The sequence below is a fragment of the Paraburkholderia flava genome, from assembly GCF_004359985.1.
Classification (GTDB): Bacteria; Pseudomonadota; Gammaproteobacteria; order Burkholderiales; family Burkholderiaceae; genus Paraburkholderia; species Paraburkholderia flava.
In genome coordinates, this window is the sequence record NZ_SMRO01000002.1 from 98,693 (window position 1) to 118,332 (window position 19,640).

Annotated in this window: 14 protein-coding genes; 9 read left to right on the forward strand and 5 right to left on the reverse strand. The window is 64.7% G+C overall.

Annotated elements, in window-relative coordinates; translation table 11 throughout:
- Positions 1 to 51 precede the first annotated feature (51 nt).
- Complete coding sequence (locus E1748_RS11785) at positions 52 to 1,254, forward strand: acetyl-CoA C-acyltransferase (protein ID WP_133647426.1); 1,203 nt, start codon at positions 52 to 54, stop codon at positions 1,252 to 1,254.
- Between the two features lie 914 nt (positions 1,255 to 2,168).
- A complete protein-coding gene (locus tag E1748_RS11790) occupies positions 2,169 to 2,933 on the forward strand; it encodes an enoyl-CoA hydratase (RefSeq protein ID WP_133647427.1) in 765 nt (254 codons plus the stop codon).
- A gap of 24 nt (positions 2,934 to 2,957) precedes the next feature.
- Here the strand turns inward: E1748_RS11790 and fdhD are convergent, their stop codons facing one another.
- Positions 2,958 to 3,779 (reverse strand): formate dehydrogenase accessory sulfurtransferase FdhD, encoded by an 822-nt coding sequence (fdhD, locus tag E1748_RS11795; protein ID WP_133647428.1) that lies wholly within the window; start codon positions 3,777 to 3,779, stop codon positions 2,958 to 2,960.
- A 298-nt stretch (positions 3,780 to 4,077) separates the two neighbouring features.
- On the opposite strand from fdhD, the gene E1748_RS11800 reads away from it, so the two are divergent.
- Positions 4,078 to 4,554 carry a nitrate reductase associated protein gene (locus E1748_RS11800; protein ID WP_133647429.1) on the forward strand — a complete coding sequence of 159 codons (477 nt, stop codon included), beginning with the start codon at positions 4,078 to 4,080 and terminating at the stop codon, positions 4,552 to 4,554.
- 216 nt (positions 4,555 to 4,770) lie between these two features.
- Positions 4,771 to 7,923, forward strand: a complete 3,153-nt coding sequence (locus E1748_RS11805) for a sensor domain-containing protein (RefSeq protein ID WP_133647430.1) — start codon at positions 4,771 to 4,773, stop codon at positions 7,921 to 7,923.
- A gap of 21 nt (positions 7,924 to 7,944) precedes the next feature.
- Here E1748_RS11805 and E1748_RS11810 read toward each other — a convergent pair whose 3' ends face one another.
- Entirely contained in the window at positions 7,945 to 8,349 is a 405-nt protein-coding gene (locus E1748_RS11810; protein WP_133647431.1) for an acyl-CoA thioesterase, read from the reverse strand.
- 174 nt (positions 8,350 to 8,523) lie between these two features.
- Here E1748_RS11810 and E1748_RS11815 point away from each other — a divergent pair, with 174 nt between their 5' ends.
- Positions 8,524 to 10,452 carry an ABCB family ABC transporter ATP-binding protein/permease gene (locus tag E1748_RS11815; protein WP_133647432.1) on the forward strand — a complete coding sequence of 643 codons (1,929 nt, stop codon included), beginning with the start codon at positions 8,524 to 8,526 and terminating at the stop codon, positions 10,450 to 10,452.
- 172 nt (positions 10,453 to 10,624) lie between these two features.
- Here E1748_RS11815 and murU read toward each other — a convergent pair whose 3' ends face one another.
- Together murU and E1748_RS11825 are read right to left on the reverse strand one after the other, a co-directional pair.
- Complete coding sequence (murU, locus tag E1748_RS11820) at positions 10,625 to 11,341, reverse strand: N-acetylmuramate alpha-1-phosphate uridylyltransferase MurU (RefSeq protein WP_133647433.1); 717 nt, start codon at positions 11,339 to 11,341, stop codon at positions 10,625 to 10,627.
- A gap of 11 nt (positions 11,342 to 11,352) precedes the next feature.
- Positions 11,353 to 12,444, reverse strand: coding sequence for an aminoglycoside phosphotransferase family protein (locus E1748_RS11825; RefSeq protein ID WP_133647434.1), 1,092 nt, complete (start codon positions 12,442 to 12,444; stop codon positions 11,353 to 11,355).
- A gap of 220 nt (positions 12,445 to 12,664) precedes the next feature.
- Here E1748_RS11825 and E1748_RS11830 point away from each other — a divergent pair, with 220 nt between their 5' ends.
- The 4 genes from E1748_RS11830 to rsmA all read left to right on the forward strand — a co-directional run bounded on the left by E1748_RS11830 (position 12,665) and on the right by rsmA (position 18,360).
- Positions 12,665 to 15,046: an LPS-assembly protein LptD gene (locus tag E1748_RS11830; protein WP_133647435.1), complete on the forward strand. Its 2,382-nt coding sequence runs from the start codon at positions 12,665 to 12,667 to the stop codon at positions 15,044 to 15,046.
- Between the two features lie 68 nt (positions 15,047 to 15,114).
- Positions 15,115 to 16,488: a peptidylprolyl isomerase gene (locus E1748_RS11835; protein WP_240766563.1), complete on the forward strand. Its 1,374-nt coding sequence runs from the start codon at positions 15,115 to 15,117 to the stop codon at positions 16,486 to 16,488.
- Positions 16,489 to 16,501: 13 nt separating this feature from the next.
- Positions 16,502 to 17,494, forward strand: coding sequence for a 4-hydroxythreonine-4-phosphate dehydrogenase PdxA (pdxA, locus tag E1748_RS11840; RefSeq protein ID WP_133647437.1), 993 nt, complete (start codon positions 16,502 to 16,504; stop codon positions 17,492 to 17,494).
- A 38-nt stretch (positions 17,495 to 17,532) separates the two neighbouring features.
- Positions 17,533 to 18,360, forward strand: coding sequence for a 16S rRNA (adenine(1518)-N(6)/adenine(1519)-N(6))-dimethyltransferase RsmA (gene rsmA / locus E1748_RS11845; RefSeq protein ID WP_133647438.1), 828 nt, complete (start codon positions 17,533 to 17,535; stop codon positions 18,358 to 18,360).
- 12 nt (positions 18,361 to 18,372) lie between these two features.
- Here rsmA and E1748_RS11850 read toward each other — a convergent pair whose 3' ends face one another.
- Positions 18,373 to 19,320 (reverse strand): DMT family transporter, encoded by a 948-nt coding sequence (locus tag E1748_RS11850; protein ID WP_133647439.1) that lies wholly within the window; start codon positions 19,318 to 19,320, stop codon positions 18,373 to 18,375.
- Positions 19,321 to 19,640 lie beyond the last annotated feature (320 nt).

Genomic DNA, 19,640 nt, shown 5'->3' on the forward strand with positions numbered 1-19,640 from the left:
ACCAGGGCGGCGCATTGAAGCTGCCGCTCTGATCCACAAAGGAGCTAAGACATGAGCAACAAGCAACTGCAGGACGCGTACATCGTCGCCGCCAGTCGCACGCCGATCGGCAAGGCGCCGCGCGGCATGTTCAAGAACACGCGGCCCGACGAACTGCTCGTGCACGCGATCAAGTCGGCCGTGGCTCAGGTGCCCGGCCTCGACACGAAGCTGATCGAAGACGCGATCATCGGATGCGCGATTCCCGAAGGCGAGCAAGGCCTGAACGTCGCACGGATCGGCGCGCTGCTGGCCGGCCTGCCGAATACCGTCGGCGGCGTGACGGTGAACCGCTTCTGCGCGTCGGGCGTGACGGCGCTCGCGATGGCGGCGGACCGGATTCGCGTCGGCGAATCGGATGTGATGATCGCGGGCGGTTGCGAATCGATGAGCATGGTGCCGATGATGGGCAACAAGCCGTCGCTGTCGCCGCACATTTTCGAGCGCGACGAGAACGTCGGCATCGCGTACGGGATGGGCCTGACGGCCGAGCGCGTCGCGGAACGCTGGAAGGTGAGCCGTGAAGCGCAGGACCAGTTCTCGGTCGAGTCGCATCGTAAGGCGCTGGCTGCGCAACAGGCCGGCGAATTCAACGACGAGATCGCCGCGTACATGCTGACCGAACGTTTCCCCGATCTCGCGAGTGGCGAAGTGAAGGTGAAGACGCGCGAGATCGCGCTCGACGAAGGTCCGCGTCAGGACACGTCGCTCGAGGGTCTGGCGAAGCTGCGTCCGGTATTCGCGAACAAGGGTTCGGTGACGGCGGGCAATAGCTCGCAGACGTCGGATGGTGCGGGTGCGTTGATCGTCGTGTCGGAAAAGATTCTGAAGCAGTTCAACCTGACGCCGCTCGCGCGTTTCGTGAGCTTCGCGGTACGTGGTGTGCCGCCGGAGATCATGGGGATCGGTCCGAAGGAAGCGATTCCGGCGGCGCTGAAGGCCGCGGGTTTGAAGCAGGATGATATGGACTGGATCGAGTTGAACGAAGCGTTCGCGGCGCAGGCGCTGGCGGTGATTGGCGACCTGGGACTGGATCCGTCGAAGGTGAATCCGCTGGGCGGTGCCATTGCGCTGGGGCACCCGCTTGGGGCGACGGGTGCTATTCGGGCTTCCACGGTTGTGCATGGGTTGCGGCGCCGGAATTTGAAGTATGGGATGGTGACTATGTGTGTGGGGACGGGGATGGGGGCGGCTGGGATTATTGAGCGGCTTTGATTTTTTTCTTTCTCTGTTCTTTTGTTTTTTTGGGTCTTTCCGCGCTGCGGTACTAATTTGCGCCTCGCGGCGCGAGCGTTGCCCCTGTGCGGGGCGGCACCTACTTTTCTTTGCCGCGGCAAAGAAAAGTAGGCAAAAGAAAGCCGCTGACACGAAGCTTCTCTTTTCCGTGTGCGACCTCGGTGGCACTCGCCTAAGTGGGCGCCACGTTCACCCCGCGTAGTGGTCCGAGACGAGATCGTCCCCCGGATCGCAAACCGGAGTGACAAGGCGCCCGCCCACCCCGCAGCGCACTTGTGTGCGCGCGGACGGGTTTGCTTGGGAAACAGCAGGGAAGAGCGAGTGCTGCGGGCAACGCGTGTTGAGCAACTGCGTCGGATAGCTGTGTTGTGTCACTGCATTGAGCGCAAGAGTTGAGCAAGGGCACTGGACAAAAGCATTAAGTAAAAGACATAAGCGGCGGAGGCAGTGTGTGTGGCGTGGTCCGTGCTCCACGGTCTGGGGTCCAGAGTGTTATGCCCATCGGCGGCGAAGCTCGCCGGAACGGATGACTGCCTTGTCACTGAGGCAAGCGGTGCGAGGACGGATCTCGTCTCGGACCACGAGACAGGGTGAACGTGGTGTCCACGTAGGCGAGAGCCACTGGGGTAGCACACGGAAAGGAGAAGCTTCGTCTCGGCGGCTTTCTTTTGCCTACTTTTCTTTGCCGCGGCAAAGAAAAGTAGGTGCCGCCCCGCACAGGGGCAACGCCTGCGCCGCGAGGCGCAACTAAGCACCGCCCGCGCGGAAATACAGAAAGAAAGTGCACACGCAAAAAAACCAGGCGCAAAAAAGCCAACACCCGCGCCAGCAAAAAAAAGCAGAACCGCAACAGCAGTCTGCAAGGCAACCGAACAGCAAGGAGATACACCAGCATGGACATCCAGCTAGAGCACCTCAACAGCGTGCTCACAATCGCCTTCAACCGCCCCGAAAAGAAAAACGCCATTACCTCGGCGATGTACCAAACAATGGCGGACGCGCTCGTCAGCGCGCAAGAAGACAAAAACGTCCGCGCGATCCTGATCCGCGGCAGCGTAGGCATTTTCTGCGCCGGTAACGATCTCGAAGACTTCATGAAGGCGCCGCCCGTCGGCGAGCACGCGCCCGTGTTCCAGTTCCTGCGCGCAATCAGCTCGGCGGAAAAACCGATCGTCGCGTCGGTGGCAGGCGGTGCGATCGGCATCGGCACGACGCTGCTGCTGCACTGCGACCTCGTCTACGCAGCGGAATCGGCGACTTTCACGCTACCGTTCGCGCAACTCGGCCTGTGCCCCGAAGCAGCATCGTCTCTGCTGTTGCCGCGTATCGCCGGATATCAGGGCGCCGCCGAAAAGCTGCTGCTCGGCGAGCCGTTCGATGCACGGGAAGCGCATCGGATGGGCTTCGTCAATCGCCTGTTGCCGGCAGCAGAAGTCGATGCGTTCGCACTCGCGCAAGCCGAAAAGCTCGCGGCATTGCCCGCGTCGTCGCTGCGCGTGACGAAATCGCTGATGAAGCGCGCGAGTCTGCACGAGTTGCACACACAGATGTCCGAGGAAGGCGTGCAGTTCGGCAAGATGCTGCTCGCGCCGGAAGCCCGCGAAGCCTTCAAGGCGTTCTTCGAAAAGCGCAAGCCGGACTTCCGTCAGTTCGACTGACGCAGCCCGCACGGCACGGGTGCTTCAAACCGTGCCGTAATCGACGTAGCTCGTCTCGCGACAGAAGCTCACGAGACGCAGCCCCGCACGCTGCGCGATCGTGATCGCGAGCGACGACGGCGCCGAGATCGTCGCGACCATCGGAATGCCGACGCGCGCAGCCTTGCGCACCAGCTCGTAGCTCGCGCGGCTCGACAGGAACACGAAGCCGTCGTGCGGATCGCCGCGGTCGAGGATCATCTGGCCGATCAGCTTGTCGAGCGCGTTGTGCCGGCCGACGTCCTCGAACGCATAACGGATCGCGCCGTTCGCATCGCACCACGCGGCCGCGTGCAGGCCGCCCGTCAAACGGGTGAGCGCCTGGTGCGCCGGTAGCTCGCGCGCGGCACGCGCGATTGCGTCCGGTGCGAGGCGCTGCAGAAAACCGGTGTCGGGCACGCGTTCGGGCTGCAGATCGAGCAGATCGATGCTTTCGACGCCGCACACCCCGCAGCCCGTCCGCCCTGCAAGCGCGCGGCGCCGTTCCTTCAACGCGACAAACGCCTGCTGCACGACGGTCAACTGGATTTCCGCGTGCGGCAGTTCGCCGTCGTACAGTTCCACCTCGATGTCCTGAATGTCGCTGCTGCGCGCGACGATGCCTTCCGAAATGGCGAAGCCGACCGCGAACGCTTCGAGGTCGCGCGGCGTGCACATCATCACGGCATGCGAGATGCCGTTGAATACGAGCGCCACCGGCCATTCCTGGCCGACCTGATCGGTCAGTGCCTCGCTCGCGTCGCCGCGCTGCCGGCGCACCTGCTGGGCGACGGCACCGGACTGTGTGGCGGTTTCGAGTGGGTTCAAGCGTGACTCCTTGCGCGCGGCTGCAACGTTGCGTGCTGCGGCGCGGCTGTGCTGCGTGAATAAGGTTCTAAAATACCTCAAGCGGGCATCGCGTGCCGCCCGCCGTTCAGCGGACCCAGCGCGGCCCCGATCAGATCACGCCACCGGGCCAGAGGTAGGGCGCCGGCTTTGCACGCAGTGAGGGCACAACCAGGCCTGCAGAACACCGCCGGGACACAACAGCGAGACTGTGCAGCCAGGCCTGCGCGTACCCTCGGACTACAGCCAGACCACACCAGGACATTGCGAGGACCCCGTCATGGGAATCAGCGAAGCGCCGCTCCTGTTCGATTTCGAAGTGAAGTCGTCGGAGAATCTCACCTTCATTCCGATGGCCGTGCGGTTCAATCTCGACCGCTTCGGGCTGCGCATCTCGCTCGCGCAATGGCAGATGCTGCCGCACGAAGACCGCAAGCTGCTGGCCCGTTTTCCCGTCGACGACGACACCGCGATCGAACCGAACTTCGATCACGCGCTGTTCGAGATGCTGCGCACGCACGCGAACGTCGAGCCCGAGTGGTTCAGCCCCGACGAAGCGCCCGCGTGGCGCCGCACCGATGCGATCCCCGATGGCGTGCTCGCGCAGGCGGCGCTCGCCAGTCTGCCGACACCGAGCGCCGGTCAGTGGGCCGAGCTCGATCCGTTCAGACGCTACGTACTCGCGAAGCTGTCGCGCAAGCCGGAAGCGAATCACGATTTCGTGCCCGCGATGAGGGAATTCGGCCTCGCGGGCTGATTCCCAGCGTTTTTTCGCCTGTTTTTATATACGCCCCTCAATCCGCTGGATCATCGGCCGTTATCCAGAGGTTGGCGTGTAACCCGACCGCGACGCCGTAGTCGCGGCGCAGGGCGCGCTGCTCGAAGGAACGCACGCTGCGCGCACCATGCAGCGGCCATGCCGCGCTTCACGCATCAAGCGCCGCGCGCGCAGGACGAACGACGTTCGGAACCCATGAAGCTATTTTCATCGAAACGGCTGCTGATCAATCTGGCAGTCGTCGCCGTGGCGGTCGGCGCGAATGCGTTCGTCGCGTACACACAGATTCGCGGTCAACGCGAGGCCGACGCGCGCACGATCCGCTCGACCGCGATCCGCCACCGCCTCGACGCGTACGGCACTGCGCTGGACGGTGCGCTCGCGCAACTGGGGCGCTATGCGGTGCTGCCTGCAACGTCGCCCGACGGCACGAAACCGTCATCCCGGCCCGTGTCCTCGCCGGCCACGACAATCGTCGATCCTACGTGGCTCCCGCAACTCGGCATCTCACTGCGCAGCGAGCTCGCCGACGACGCACAGGCGGTTCGCGCGCTCGATCCGCTGATCGACGACACCGGTCGTCTTGCCGAAGCGCTGCGCGTAGCGCTCGCGCGGGCGGCGGCCGGCGGCGCGGACGCGTCGCCGCAATGGGCCGCGACCGAATACGTGCGGCTCGGCATGGAAGCGAACCGGATCGAAGCAGGCCTCGCCGGGTTGCGTCAGCACCAGGACAGCGTGCTGGAGGCCGCTCTTGCCGGATCGGCACGCGATTCGCGGCACGCCATGCTGCTGCTGGTCGTCACGATGCTGGCCGGCGGCGCGCTGCTGATCTACCTGTTCGGCGCGCGCGAGAACGCGGCACGCGAAAGAATCCGCATCGCGTACGCACTGCGCCGCAACGACGAGCGTTTTCGCGGGCTGTTCGACGCGCATCCGGTGCCGATGTACATCTACGATCGCGAGACGCTACGCTTTCTCGCAGTGAATACGGCGGCGATCCAGCAGTACGGCTACTCGGAAGCCGAATTTCTCTCGATGACGATTCGCGCGATCCGTCCGAACGTCGAGATCGTCCGGCTCGAATCGCATCTCGCGCGCAGCGACGCCGAGCCCGGCAGTAACCGCACGATGGCCGGCATCTGGCATCACCGGCGCAAGGACGGCACGCTGATCAGCGCGGACATCTCGTACCACGTGCTGATGTTCATGGGCCGCACGGCGGTGTTCGTGCTCGCCGACGACGTCACCGAGCAGATCAACGCGGAAGCCGAAGCGCGGCGTTCGAACCAGATGCTCGAGACGGTGATCGACAACATTCCGCAGCGGATCTTCTGGAAGGACCGCGACTCGCGCTATCTCGGCTGCAACATGGCGTTCGCGCGCGATGCGGGGCTCGCGTACCCGGAGCAGGTGGTCGGCCGGACCGACGACGATCTGCCGTGGCGCGCGTTCGCGGAGACCGTGCGCGATCACGATCGCGAGGTGATCGATTCGGGCATGCCGAAGATGAACTTCGAACTCGACCTGACGATCGACGGCGTGCATCGCACGACGATCACGAGCAAGCTGCCGTTCACCGACGGCGACGGCAACGTGATCGGCGTGCTCGGTTCGTACAGCGACATCACCGAGCGCAAGCGCGCGGATCTCGCGCTGCGGTTGCAGAGTCGCGCACTCGACGCAAGCGTCAACGCGATCCTGATCACCGCGCCGACCGTCGGCGGCAATCTGATCGAATACGTGAATCCGGCGTTCAAGCGCATCACGGGCTACGATCCGGCCGAGGTGATGGGCCAGGACTGCCGGCTGCTGCAACGCGACGACCACAATCAGGAAGGCGTCGCGGCGATCCGCAGCGCGCTGACCGCGAACCGCGAGGTGAGCGCGGTGCTGCGCAACTATCGCAAGGACGGGGCGCTGTTCTGGAATCAGCTCTTCATCGCGCCGGTGCCGAATCCCGACGGCGAGACCACGCATCACATCGGCGTAATCAACGACGTGACCGACCTGATGCGCTATCAGGAGCAACTCGAATATCAGGCGAACTACGACAGTCTGACGCGGCTGCCCAATCGCAATCTGCTGCGCGACCGGTTGCAGCACGCGCTGGTTATCGCGCAGCGGCAGCATCGCGGCGTTGCGGTGGTGTTCATCGATCTCGACGGCTTCAAGAACGTCAACGACAGTCTCGGCCACAGCGTCGGTGACCGGTTGCTTGCCGTGGTTGCGGACCGGCTCGCGCGGGCGGCGCGTGCCAGCGACACGGTCGCGCGGCACGGCGGCGACGAGTTCGTGATCGTGATGACCGATACCGTCGACGAGCAGTCATTGATCGCGTGGATGGAGCGCGTGCGCGCGTCGATCTCCGAGCCGGTGTGGCTCGACGGCACCGAGTTGTACGTCGGATGCAGCATGGGCGCGAGCCTGTTCCCGCAGGACGGCGAGGACGCCGAGACGCTGATGAAGAAAGCCGATCTCGCGATGTACCGCGCGAAGGACATGGGGCGCAACACGTTCCAGTTCTTCCAGCCGGAGATGAATGCGAGCGCCGGCACGCGGCTCAATCTCGAACGTCGGCTGCGCCGCGCGCTGCGCGACAACGAGTTTTTGCTGCACTACCAGCCGCAGGTGGACATCGAGAGCGGACGGATCGTCGGGACCGAAGCGCTCGTGCGCTGGCGCGATCCTGAGGTCGGGTTGATCGCGCCGTCGGTGTTCATCCCGGTCGCGGAAGAAAGCGGGCTGATCGGGCCGCTGTCCGAATGGGTGCTGCGCGAAGCGTGCCGGCAGAATCGCGCGTGGCAGGACGAAGGGCTGCCGCCCGCGCGTGTGTCGGTGAATCTGTCGGCGCGTGTGTTCCAGCAGCGCGACATCGCGCGGCTCGTCACCGACGTGCTCGCGGAAACCGGTCTGGCACCGCGCTACCTCGAACTCGAACTGACCGAGAGCACGATCATGCGCAATGCAGAAGAGGCGGTGTCGATGCTGACCGAGCTGCACGCACTCGGCATCGGGCTCGCCATCGACGATTTCGGCACCGGCTATTCGAGCCTCAGCTATCTGAAGCGTTTTCCGGTGGACCGGCTGAAGATCGATCGCTCGTTCGTGTCGGACATCGGCGTGTCGGGCGACGACGAGACGATCACGTCGGCGATCATCGCGCTTGCGCACTCGCTGCAGCTACAGGTGATCGCTGAGGGCGTCGAGACGCTCGCGCAACTCGACTTCCTGCGCGAGCGCGAGTGCGACGAGATGCAGGGGTTCTTTTTCGCGCAGCCGCTGCCGAACGATGCGATCGCCGTGCTGCTGCAACGTGGCCCGGCGAGCGAGATTGCGGAAGCGGTGTGAGCGGTAGCGTTTAGTCGACGTTCAGTCGAGCGCCGGCAGCATCCGCGGCTTGCGGTCGCTATCGGTCGCGACGTAGGTCAGCGTCGCTTCGGTGACCTTGACGACTTCCTGCGCGAGGCTCATCCGTTGCGCGTAGACCTCGACCTCGATCGTGATCGACGTCTTGCCGGTCTTCACGATATCCGCGTAAAAGCTCAGCAGATCGCCGACGAATACCGGCTGCTTGAAGATGAACGAATTCACCGCGATCGTCGCGACGCGGCCGTTTGCGCGCCGGCTCGCCGGAATCGAACCGGCGATGTCGACCTGCGCCATGATCCAGCCGCCGAACACGTCGCCGTGCACGTTCGCATCGGAAGGCTGGGGAACGACGCGCAGCGCACACGACTTTTGCGGCAGCTGGGGCAGGTTCGGGGAAGTGGTCATCGGACACCCTTGAAACGGTTATCGGCGCAGCGGGAGCGGCGCCCGCCGGCTTCTGAGACAATAAGAAGATCACGAATTGTACGGGAAAGCGGTGCATCGCCCGGCCGGAACGGCCGCGTGCCGGCACCGCATTTCCCGCCTCCCCACTGTCCGTCCGTTTTCAGCCGATCCTCCATGCGCCGTTTCGCCGCTCCCTCCGAACCCACGCCGCTATCACCGGTATTGCCGGTGTCGAACGTGCCGCGCAACGACTGGCAGACCATCCTCTCGCTGCTGCCGTACCTCGCGACCTACAAATGGCGCGTGATCATCGCGCTCAGTTGCCTGATCGGCGCGAAGGTTGCGAATCTCGGCGTGCCGATCGTGATGAAGCACATCGTCGACAACCTCGCGGCGGTTCAGCATCTCACCGCGCTTGGCCGTGCGGAGCACTCGCCGGGGATCGTGCTGCTGAGCGGCGTCGGCCTGCTGGTCGTCGCGTATGCGGTCGTGCGGCTGTCGACGTCGCTCCTCACCGAGCTGCGCGAAATGCTGTTTGCGAAGGTGACCGAGAGCGCGGTGCGCCAGCTTGCGCTGAAGGTGTTCCGGCATCTGCACGCGCTGTCGTTGCGGTTTCATCTCGACCGGCAGACGGGCGGCATGTCGCGCGACATCGAACGCGGCACGCGCGGCATTACGCAGCTCATTTCGTATTCGCTGTACAGCATCCTGCCGACGCTTGTCGAGATGGGTCTGGTGCTCGGCTTTTTCGTCGTCAAATACGAGGCGTACTACGCGATCGTCACGTTTATCGCGCTTGCCGTGTACATCGTGTTCACGGTGAAGGTGACCGAGTGGCGCACGCATTTTCGCCGCACGATGAACGACCTCGATTCGCGGGCGAACTCGCGCGCGATCGATTCGCTGCTGAACTACGAAACGGTGAAGTACTTCGGCAACGAAGAGTGGGAAGCGAAGCGCTACGACGAAAACCTGAAGCGCTATCGCGCGGCGGCGATCAAGTCGCAGAGCTCGCTGTCTGCGCTGAACTTCGGCCAGCAGACGATCATCGGCACCGGGCTCGTGTTCATCCTGTGGCGCGCGACGCAGGGCGTGATGGCGGGCAAGCTCACGCTCGGCGATCTGGTGCTGATCAATACGTTCATGCTGCAGCTGTACATTCCGCTGAATTTTCTCGGCGTGATCTATCGCGAGCTGAAGCAGAGTCTTACCGACATGGACCGGATGTTCTCGCTGCTCGGTGCCGCACGCGAAATTCCGGATGCACCCGATGCACCGCCGCTCGCGGTACGCGGCGCCGAAGTGCGTTTCGATCACGTGAACTTCAGCTACGAGCCGTCGCGGCAGATCCTGCACGACGTGAGCTTCACGATTGCCGCGGGTACGACGACGGCGGTGGTCGGTCATAGCGGATCGGGTAAGTCGACGCTTGCGCGGCTGATGTTCCGCTTCTATGATCTCGACCGCGCGACGGGCGGCGCGATCACGATCGACGGGCAGGACATCCGCGAGGTGACGCAGGATTCGCTGCGCGCGTCGATCGGCATCGTGCCGCAGGACACCGTGCTGTTCAACGACACGATCTACTACAACATCGCGTACGGCCGGCCCGAAGCGACGCGCGAAGAAGCGATCGCGGCGGCGCGCGCGGCGCACATTCACGATTTCATCGAGAGTCTGCCGGCCGGTTACGACACGCCGGTCGGCGAGCGCGGGTTGAAGCTGTCCGGTGGCGAGAAGCAGCGCGTCGCGATCGCGCGCACGCTGCTGAAAAACCCGCCCATCTTGCTGTTCGACGAAGCGACGTCGGCGCTCGATTCGCGTTCCGAGCGCGCGATCCAGCACGAACTCGATCTGATCGCGCGCGAGCGGACCACGCTGATCATCGCGCACCGGCTGTCGACGGTCGTGCACGCGGATCAGATCATCGTGATGGATCGCGGGCGGATCGTCGAGCGCGGCACGCATGCGGAATTGCTGCGTACGGGTGGATTGTTTGCGCAGATGTGGGCGTTGCAGCAGCAGAGGGCTGAGGAAGCGGAAGCGGCGGGGGAAAGTGCTGAGGCTGGAGAAGCGGCTGCGCATGGAGTCGATGGGCGCTGACCGCTGCGCTTCGTTCGATTCGCGCGCGCCCGCCCGGAACCCGCTGGGTGCTTGAACGACATCCGCTCTGACCGAGTCGGTCCGCATGCCGCCGGTTTCTCTTTCGCTGTTCCGACATTCCGAACGAGGCTGCGCGGACGGGAACGCTTCGTTCAACAGGGCTTGGCGTGCGTCACTCAGCCACGCCGCGCAACCGCCTGTCGAGCACATCCAGCTGCTCCGGCGTCCCCACATTCTCCCAATAGCCTTCGTACAGCTCACCGGTGGCACGCCGTTGCGCAATCGTGTCGCGGTAATACGGCGTGAGCGCGCGCCGCGTGCCGGGCGCGAGATCGCGGAACATCCGCGTGTCGTAGAGTCCGATGCTGCCGAACGTATAGCGTGACGCGCCGTCGAGCGACAGCACATCGCCGTCGAGCGCGAAATCGCCTTTGAGATGAAACGGCGGGTTCGGCACCATCACCAGATGCATCCCCGGCTCGGGCAGCGCCGCGAGCGCGGCGGCCTTCGAACGTAGCGACGCATAATCGAAATCGGCATACACATCGCCGGCCACCGCGACAAAAATAGAATCCGACGAAGGCGCAAGCAGCGGCAACGCGTACGCGATGCCACCCGCCGTTTCGAGCGCGTCATGTTCGGCCGAATAGCACAACGTCACGCCCCAACGCGAACCGTCACCGAGCGCCGCTTCGATCTGCTCTCCGAGCCACGCGTGATTGATCACGACGGTCTCGAAGCCCGCCTGCGCGAGCCGTTCGATCTGCCAGACGATTAATGGCTTGCCACCCGCATCGAGCAGCGGCTTCGGGCGCGTGTCGGTGAGCGGGCGCATCCGTTCGCCGCGTCCGGCGGCGAAGATCATCGCGGTGGTGAGCAGGGAGGACATCGGGCCGTGCGTCAGAACGTGTAGCCGGTTTCGGCCCCGCGGCCTTCGAGTTCGTCGAGCAGCTTCGCGAACGGCCCGAGCGGCCGGTAGCGTTCGGCGACCTTGCGCGCATAGCCGATGAAGCGCGGCAGATCCGGCAGATAGTGCGGCTTGTGATCGCGATAGTTGATCCGGCAGAACAGGCCCAGCACCTTGATGTGCCGCTGCAGACCCATCCATTCGAGCTGCCGGTAGAACTCGCCGAAATCCGCATCGACCGGCAGGCCAGCTTTCTTCGCGTGCTCCCAGTAATACGCGAAGCAGTCGAGTTCGAACGCCTCGTCCCAGCTCAGGAACGCGTCGCGCAGCAGCGACGCGACGTCGTAGGTGATCGGGCCATACACCGCGTCCTGGAAGTCGAGCACGCCGGGGTTCGGACTCGCGACCATCAGATTGCGTGGCATGAAATCGCGCAGCATGAACACCTGCGGCTGCGCCTTCGCGCTCGCGATCAGCAGCGCGAACGTGCGATCGAGCACGCCGCGCATCGTATCGTCGACTTCCCGATTCAGATGCCTTCCGACGAACCACTCGGGCATCAACTCCATCTCGCGGCGCAGGAAGGCTTCGTCGAACGGCGGCAGCACGTCTTCACGCGATGCGAGTTGCCAGCGGATCAGCGTATCGAGCGCATCGCGCATCAGCTTGCGAGCGTCGCCGTTGCCACCCTCGCCGGCGTCGCGCAGTGCATTGAGATAAGAATCGGTGCCGAGATCGGTGACGAGCATGAAGCCCGCGTCGAAATCCGCTTCGAGCACGCGCGGCACGTGCACGCCCGCATCGGCGAGCAGTCCGGCGACCTGCGCGAATTCGCGGCATTTCTCGGGCGGCGGCGCATCGACCGCGATCAGCGTCGCGGCGTTCGCACCGGTGGCGTCGGAGTCGGCGCGTCCAGTCAGACGAAAGTAACGGCGAAAGCTCGCGTCGGCGGACGCGGGAGCGAGGGAGGCGAGATCGAGACCATAACGGCTGTCGTAGCGGCGAAGCCAGGTGCCCAGCTGGTCGAGGCGAGCATCGGACGCATCGGAGGCGGAGGAACGGGGCGGGACAGCGTTCTGCGTCATGAAAACCGGGGGCTGGATCAGAGGGGCTACGTCTTGCCATATAATACCCCACGACTTTTTTGACGCGGCTCGCGCCAGTCTCGCAGGTCCGTTCCACTGCCCGCCCCGCACGCGTGAGCGTGTAATTTTTTGTGCGCATCCCGGCTGTCACGGTCCGATTGCGCAGGCGGCAAATCGTGACTGCAGACGTTGACCGCCGGGCCGATTCGCCAAACCATACATGCCGCCAAGACAGCTTTTTTCAACGACTCTCACTGCTGACGGCCTGCCGCGCAGAAGGCGACTTGTCGCGGCGTTGATCGCCGTGCCGGGTCTCGTGCCTGCGCTCGCGCACGCGCAACTGGCGGGCGAGGCTGCGCAGCCGCAGTCGCTCGATGCACCGTGGGGCCTGCGGCTCGCGCCCCAGCTCGAAGAGCATCCGCTCGCCAACGGCCAGAAACCGGCGACCTTCGTGCTCGGCGACACCACCACCGGCACCTCCGAGCAGGACATGGCTGCGAAGGGCGCGGCCGAAGTGCGTCGCAATAACGCGGTCATCAAGGCCGACGCGCTGCATTACGACCAGGACACCGACATGGCCGACGCATACGGCCATGTCCACATCGCGAACAACGGTGCGACGTTCATCGGGCCGGAAGCGCATATGAAGGTGGAGTCGAGCGAGGGCTACATGCCCGCGCCGAAGTACCGCTTCACGGCGACAGGCGGTTCGGGCAGCGCGCAGCGCGTCGACATGCTCGACAACGAGCGCTCGGTGTTCACGAGCGGCACGTACACCGCGTGCCAGTGCGAGACGAATCCGGCGTGGTACATCAAGGGCTCGGAGTTCGACTTCGATACCGGCGCCGACGAAGGCGTCGCGCACAACGGCATCCTGTTCTTCCAGGGCGTGCCGGTGTTCGCGAGCCCGTGGCTGTCGTTTCCGCTGTCCGGCGAACGGCGCAGCGGCGTGCTGCCGCCGATCGCGTCGCTGAGTTCGAACAACGGTTTTGAAATCACGGTTCCGTACTACTTCAACATCGCACCGAACCGCGATCTGACGCTGACGCCGCGCTACCTGTCGAAGCGCGGTCTGCAGACCCAGGCGAGCTTCCGTTATCTGTCGCCGACGTACTCCGGCACGATCACCGGCGAATTCCTGCCGGACGACCGGATCACGAAGACGAACCGCTACGCGCTGTACATCCAGCACAACCAGAACTTCGGCAACGGGTTCGCGGGCTACATTAGCTACAACAAGGTTTCGGACAACACGTATCCGGAAGACCTGTCGTCGGCGACGAACCAGTTCCTCAACGGTACGCAGCTGCTGTACCAGCAGGAAGCAGGCGTCACGTACAACAACGGGCCGTGGTCGGTGCTCGCGCGCGAGCAGCACTGGCAGACGCTGGTGCCGTCCGCGCCGCCGTATGGTCGCGAGCCGCAGTTGAACGTGAAGTACGCGAAGTACAACGTCGGCGGCTTCGACTTCGGCGCGGAAGCCGACTACACGCGCTTCCGCATCACGACAGCCGACACGACCGAAGGCGACCGGGTGCTGTTCAACCCGTACCTGTCGTATTCGCTCGTCGGGCCGGGTTACTTCGTCACGCCGAAGGTGCAGTGGCACTTCGCGTCTTACGACCTCAGTAACATCGGCCAGTCGCTGGTGGGGACGCCTGCGCTGGCCGGCCAGCCGAAGAATTTCACCGAGTCGGTGCCGACGTTCTCGTTCGACACCGGGCTGATCTTCGACCGCTCGGTGCGTCTGTTCGGCGAGGATTTCATCCAGACGCTCGAGCCGCGGCTCTATTACGTCTACACGCCGTACCGCAATCAGGACTTCGCGCCGCTGTTCGACACCGCCGATTCCGACTTCGGTCTCGCGGAAATCTTCACGCCGAATACTTTCGTCGGCAACGACCGGATCGCCGACGCGAACCGGCTGACCGCGGCGATCACCACGCGCTTCCTGAACCCCGCGACCGGCGACGAGCGCGCGCGCTTCGTGATCGCGCAGCAGTACTACTTCCAGGACCAGCGCGTCACGCTGATTCCGGGCCAGGGCAGCGCGCAGGCGCGGCACTCGGACCTGATCGCGGGCGCGTCGCTGAAGCTCGGGGCCGGTTTCGCTTCGGAAACTGCGTTCCAATATAATGCGGACAACAATCAGCTGGTCAAGACCAGCATCGGCTTCGGGTTCAGCCCGGAGACGGGCAAGGTGATCAATCTGGCGTATCGGTACACGCGGGCGAATACGACGCTCGACAACCAGCCGATCAACCAGATCCTGATCTCGGGTCAGTGGCCGATCACGCATCGGATATACGGGGTAGGGCGGATCAACTACGACATGCGCGGCCACCGGATCGTCGACGGACTGATCGGGATGCAGTACGACGCGGACTGCTGGACGCTCGGTGTCGGCGTGCAGACTTACGCGAACGGGATCAACACGACGGGCAGCCAGACGTCCAGCAAGCGCTTCCTCGCGCAGCTGACGTTCAAGGGCCTGTCGAGCGTCGACAACGGGCTGGTGACGGCTTTCCGCGCGAGCGTGGCGGGTTATACGCCGCTACCCCCGCCGCTGCCGCCCGAGGCGCGTTTCAGCAATTACGAATGACGGTCGCCCGATCATTTATAAAATGCGCAAAGACGGGCGAGGGCGCGCCCGGCATCAATGGAGTATCTGTGGGAATCATGAAAAAGCTTCGCTTGGCAACGCTCGCGGCGGGTCTCGCCGCCGCCGCGTCTTTCCTGCTGGTCGCGCCGGCGCAGGCGCAAGCTCTGCGCGCCGCGGATAACGGCCAGACCGTCGACACCATCGCCGCGGTCGTCAACGACGGCGTGATCACGCAGCGCGAGCTCGACCAGCGCGCGGGCCTGATCGTGCATCGGCTCAACCAGCAGAACGCGCCGGTGCCGCCTGCCGACCAGTTGCGGCAGCAGGTGCTGAACCAGATGGTGCTCGAGCGTATCCAGCTGCAGAAGGCGCGCGAAGACGGCATCACCGTCGACGACGCAGCCGTGCAGCGCACGCTCGAACGGCTCGCGCAGGCGAACAACATGACGCTCGATATCTATCGCGCGCGCATCGTGGCGCAAGGCGTGCCCTGGTCGACGTTCACCAACGACGCCCGCACCGAACTGATCCTGCAACGTCTGCGTGAGAAGGAAGTAGACAGCAAGGTCACCGTGTCGGACGCGGAAGTCGCGAACTACATCGCGAGCCAGCGCGGACCGAACGTGGGGCTCACGAGCGATCTGCGCTTCGAGCACATCCTGCTGAAGGCGCCGCTCAACGCGTCGGAGACCGACATCGAAGCCGCGCAGCAGAAAGCGCAGGCGCTGCTGAAGGAAGCCGTCGGCGGCGCGAATTTCGAGAAGCTCGCGAAGGCCAACTCGCAGGCAGCGGATGCATCGAAGGGCGGCGACATGGGTTTCCAGCCGCCCGCGCAACTGCCGCCTGATTTCGTGAAGGCCGCGTCGGCGCTGCGTCCCGGCCAGGTGAATCCGGATGTGATCCGCACGAACGATGGTTTCGAGATCATGCGTCTCGTCGATCGCCGCTCGGGCCAGGGCACATCGTCGGATGCGCCGAAACTGACGCAGACGCACGTGCGCCACATCCTGCTGCGCGTCGGCGACGGCATGTCGGAACCGGCCGCGCGTCAGAAGCTGCTCGAAATCAAGCGTGAAATCGCCGACGGCGGCGACTTCGCGAAATTCGCGCGCACGTACTCGCAGGACGGTTCGGCGTCGCAGGGCGGCGACCTTGGCTGGATCAGCCCCGGCGAAACGGTGCCTGAATTCGAGCGCGCGATGAACAGCCTGCAGGACGGTCAGATCAGCGACCCGGTCCGCAGCGAATACGGCTACCACCTGATCCAGGTGCTGGGCCGCCGCGAAGCCGAAGGGTCGGTGTCGCAGCAGATGGATCTCGCGCGTCAGGCGATCGGTCAGCGCAAGGCCGAACAGGCTTACGCCGACTGGCTGCGTCAGCTGCGCGATACCGCGTACGTCGACTACAAGGCCGGTCCGATCACCGGCACGGCGGCACCATAACTTCATCGTCATCATGACGCAAGCCTCCCCGCCGCTGCGGATCGCGATCACGACCGGCGAACCCGCCGGCGTCGGTCCCGAGCTGACCGTGCAGGCGCTGGCGGGCGCGGCTGCCCGCTGGCCCGACGCACACTTCACCGTACTCGGCGATGCCGCGCTGCTCGCGCAGCGCGCGCAGGCCGTGCGCGTCGACCTGGCCGCACTGCCGGCCGCGCATGTGTGTGTCGCGCACTGGCCGCTCGCCGTGCCGTCGCAGGCGGGCAAGCTCGATGCGGCCAACGGTCTTTACGTACTCAAGCTGCTCGACATCGCGATCGACGGTGCGCTTGCCGGCACGTTCGACGCGATCGTCACTGCACCGCTGCAAAAAAGCACGATCAACGATGCAGGCGTGCCCTTCACCGGCCACACCGAATATCTCGCGGAGCGCACGCATACGCCGCAGGTCGTGATGATGCTCGCGGGCACCAGCGAGCCGCCGCTGCGCGTCGCGCTCGCGACGACGCATCTGCCGTTGAAGGACGTCTCCGCCGCGCTCACGATCGACGGTCTGCTCGGCACGCTGCGCATCGTCGACGGCGATCTGCGCCGGCATCTCGGCGTATCCGCACCGCGCATCCTCGTGACCGGCCTGAACCCGCACGCGGGCGAGAACGGCTACCTGGGCCACGAGGAAATCGACGTGATCGCGCCGGCGCTCAAACGCGCAAAAGACGAAGGCATCGATGCACGCGGCCCGTATCCGGCCGACACGCTGTTCCAGCCGCGTTATCTGAGAGACGCCGACTGCGTGCTCGCGATGTTCCATGACCAGGGCCTGCCGGTACTCAAGTATGCGACGTTCGGCGAAGGCATCAACGTGACGCTCGGTCTGCCGATCATCCGCACGTCGGTCGATCACGGCACCGCGCTCGATCTCGCCGGCACCGGCCGCGCCGATGCGGGCAGCCTGATCGCCGCGATCGATACCGCCGTTTCGATGGCGCGCCATCGCCGCGCATCCTGATTTACAGTCTGACCTTTTCTTTTTCTGGCGTTTCTTCGATGTCCACCAGCCGACAGCACCAAGGCCATTTCGCGCGCAAGCGTTTCGGGCAGAACTTTCTGGTCGATACGGGCGTGATCGATTCGATCGTCGATCTGATCCGGCCGCAGCGCGGCGAACGCATGGTCGAGATCGGACCGGGCCTCGGTGCATTAACAGGCCCGCTGATCGAACGCCTCGCCACACCTGATGCGCCGCTGCACGCGGTCGAACTGGATCGCGATCTGATCGGCCGGCTGCAGAAGCAGTTCGGTCCGCTGCTCGAACTGCATGCGGGCGATGCGCTCGCCTTCGACTTCGCCGCGCTGGCCGACCCGAACGCGACGAAGCCGACGCTGCGTATCGTCGGCAATCTGCCGTACAACATCTCGAGCCCGCTGCTGTTTCACCTCACTACGTTCGCATCGTGCGTGATCGACCAGCACTTCATGCTGCAGAACGAAGTGGTCGAACGGATGGTCGCGGAGCCGGGCAGCAAGGCGTTCAGCCGGTTGTCGGTGATGCTGCAGTATCGCTATGTGATCGACAAGCAGCTCGACGTGCCGCCCGAATCGTTCCAGCCGCCGCCGAAGGTCGATTCGGCGATCGTGCGGATGATTCCGTACGAGCCGCACGAGCTCGCGCCCGTCGACGTCGGTGTGCTCGGTGAAGTGGTCACTGCTGCGTTCTCGCAGCGTCGCAAGATGCTGCGCAATACGCTGGCGGCGTATCGCGATTCGGTGGATTTCGACGCGCTCGGATTCGATCTCGCGCGGCGTGCTGAAGACGTGCCGGTCGCAGAGTATGTGACGCTCGCGCAGACGGTGATGGCTGCCGCCGAGCGCTGAATACCGTAGTGCTTAAGCGTCGCTGCGCTTCACCCGCCGCGCAGGCGCATTGACGAACCCGATCCCCACCAGCACCAGCACCGCCGCTGCGAGAAAGCGTCCGCTGAACGATTCGCCGAGCAGCAGCACGCCGAACGTGACGCCGAACAGCGGCGTGAGAAACGAGAACACCGACAGCCTCGATGCGATATAGCGCGTCAGCAGCCAGAACCACACCAGATAGCTGACGAACGCGACGACCACCGCCTGGTACGCGAGACTCGCGAGCGCGAGCGGCGTCACCGTATCGACATGCGTTTCGCCGAGCATCGCCGCAAGACCCAGCAGCACGACCGCCGACACCGCGAGCTGATACAGCAGCGTCTTGCTCGCGCTCGTGTGTGCGAGCCGTGTCCCGCGAATCACCACCGTCGTCGCGGCCCACGCGATACCGCCCAGCACACCGAGCGCATCGCCTGCGACGCCCGCGAGCGTCGAACCGTGACCGTGATTCGCAGGCCGTACGAAGCCGTCGGCGAATGCGAGCGCGATGCCCGCGAACGCGATCGCAATGCCGACCCACTGCATGCGCCGCATCCGCTCGCCGGCGACGAACAGATGCAGCCCCAGCGCAGTGAAGCACGGCGCGGTGTAGAGGAACACGGCCATCCGCGTGGCGCTCGTCAGCGACAGCCCGATGAAGATGCACACGAACTCGGTAGCGAACAGCACGCCGGCGAGCAGCCCCGCGCCGAGCGTGCCGTCCCGGTCGAACAACGGCGTGCCGCGCGCGCGGGCCCAGCCCCATACCAGCAGCGTCGCGATGGTGGAACGCAGGCCTGCCTGGAACACCGGCGGGATTGCGACGTTCGCGCTCTTGATCGCGACCTGCTGCAGTCCCCAGATCGCGCACAGCACGATCATCAGCGTGATCGCGAAGCCATCGGGAGCGCGGCGCGTGGCCGGCGTGGCGGTGCTCATCGCGTGACCTTGTCGGGAAAAATGGTTGTCATCGTAGGGGTGTAGTGGGCGTACAGGACGATAGTGGCGCGATACAACCGCAAGCTAGGGTGTCTCGTACGCATCGTCTCCATGAAGGCCCCAGCCTGGCCGTACGATAGCAAACCCGCTTTGCCGCCGTCGCGATGACCCCAACCGCGTCAGGTGCTTCGGTGCAGCGCGCCATGTCTGCTCAGGCAATGACTGCACGGCTTCGCGGTGCGCGAAGAACGATGTTCTGCACACCGTGACGTTTTTTATATTCACGTGACGCACGATGTACGACACGCGATAATCCGTCC

Excerpts from the sequence above, each read along its gene's own strand:
- E1748_RS11785 (WP_133647426.1), top strand. The coding sequence starts at position 52 with ATGAGCAACAAGCAACTGCAGGACGCGTACATCGTCGCCGCCAGTCGC.
- E1748_RS11790 (WP_133647427.1), top strand. The coding sequence starts at position 2,169 with ATGGACATCCAGCTAGAGCACCTCAACAGCGTGCTCACAATCGCCTTC.
- E1748_RS11800 (WP_133647429.1), top strand. The coding sequence starts at position 4,078 with ATGGGAATCAGCGAAGCGCCGCTCCTGTTCGATTTCGAAGTGAAGTCG.
- E1748_RS11805 (WP_133647430.1), top strand. The coding sequence starts at position 4,771 with ATGAAGCTATTTTCATCGAAACGGCTGCTGATCAATCTGGCAGTCGTC.
- E1748_RS11810 (WP_133647431.1), bottom strand. The coding sequence starts at position 8,349 with ATGACCACTTCCCCGAACCTGCCCCAGCTGCCGCAAAAGTCGTGTGCG.
- E1748_RS11815 (WP_133647432.1), top strand. The coding sequence starts at position 8,524 with ATGCGCCGTTTCGCCGCTCCCTCCGAACCCACGCCGCTATCACCGGTA.
- murU (WP_133647433.1), bottom strand. The coding sequence starts at position 11,341 with ATGTCCTCCCTGCTCACCACCGCGATGATCTTCGCCGCCGGACGCGGC.
- E1748_RS11825 (WP_133647434.1), bottom strand. The coding sequence starts at position 12,444 with ATGACGCAGAACGCTGTCCCGCCCCGTTCCTCCGCCTCCGATGCGTCC.
- E1748_RS11830 (WP_133647435.1), top strand. The coding sequence starts at position 12,665 with ATGCCGCCAAGACAGCTTTTTTCAACGACTCTCACTGCTGACGGCCTG.
- pdxA (WP_133647437.1), top strand. The coding sequence starts at position 16,502 with ATGACGCAAGCCTCCCCGCCGCTGCGGATCGCGATCACGACCGGCGAA.
- rsmA (WP_133647438.1), top strand. The coding sequence starts at position 17,533 with ATGTCCACCAGCCGACAGCACCAAGGCCATTTCGCGCGCAAGCGTTTC.
- E1748_RS11850 (WP_133647439.1), bottom strand. The coding sequence starts at position 19,320 with ATGAGCACCGCCACGCCGGCCACGCGCCGCGCTCCCGATGGCTTCGCG.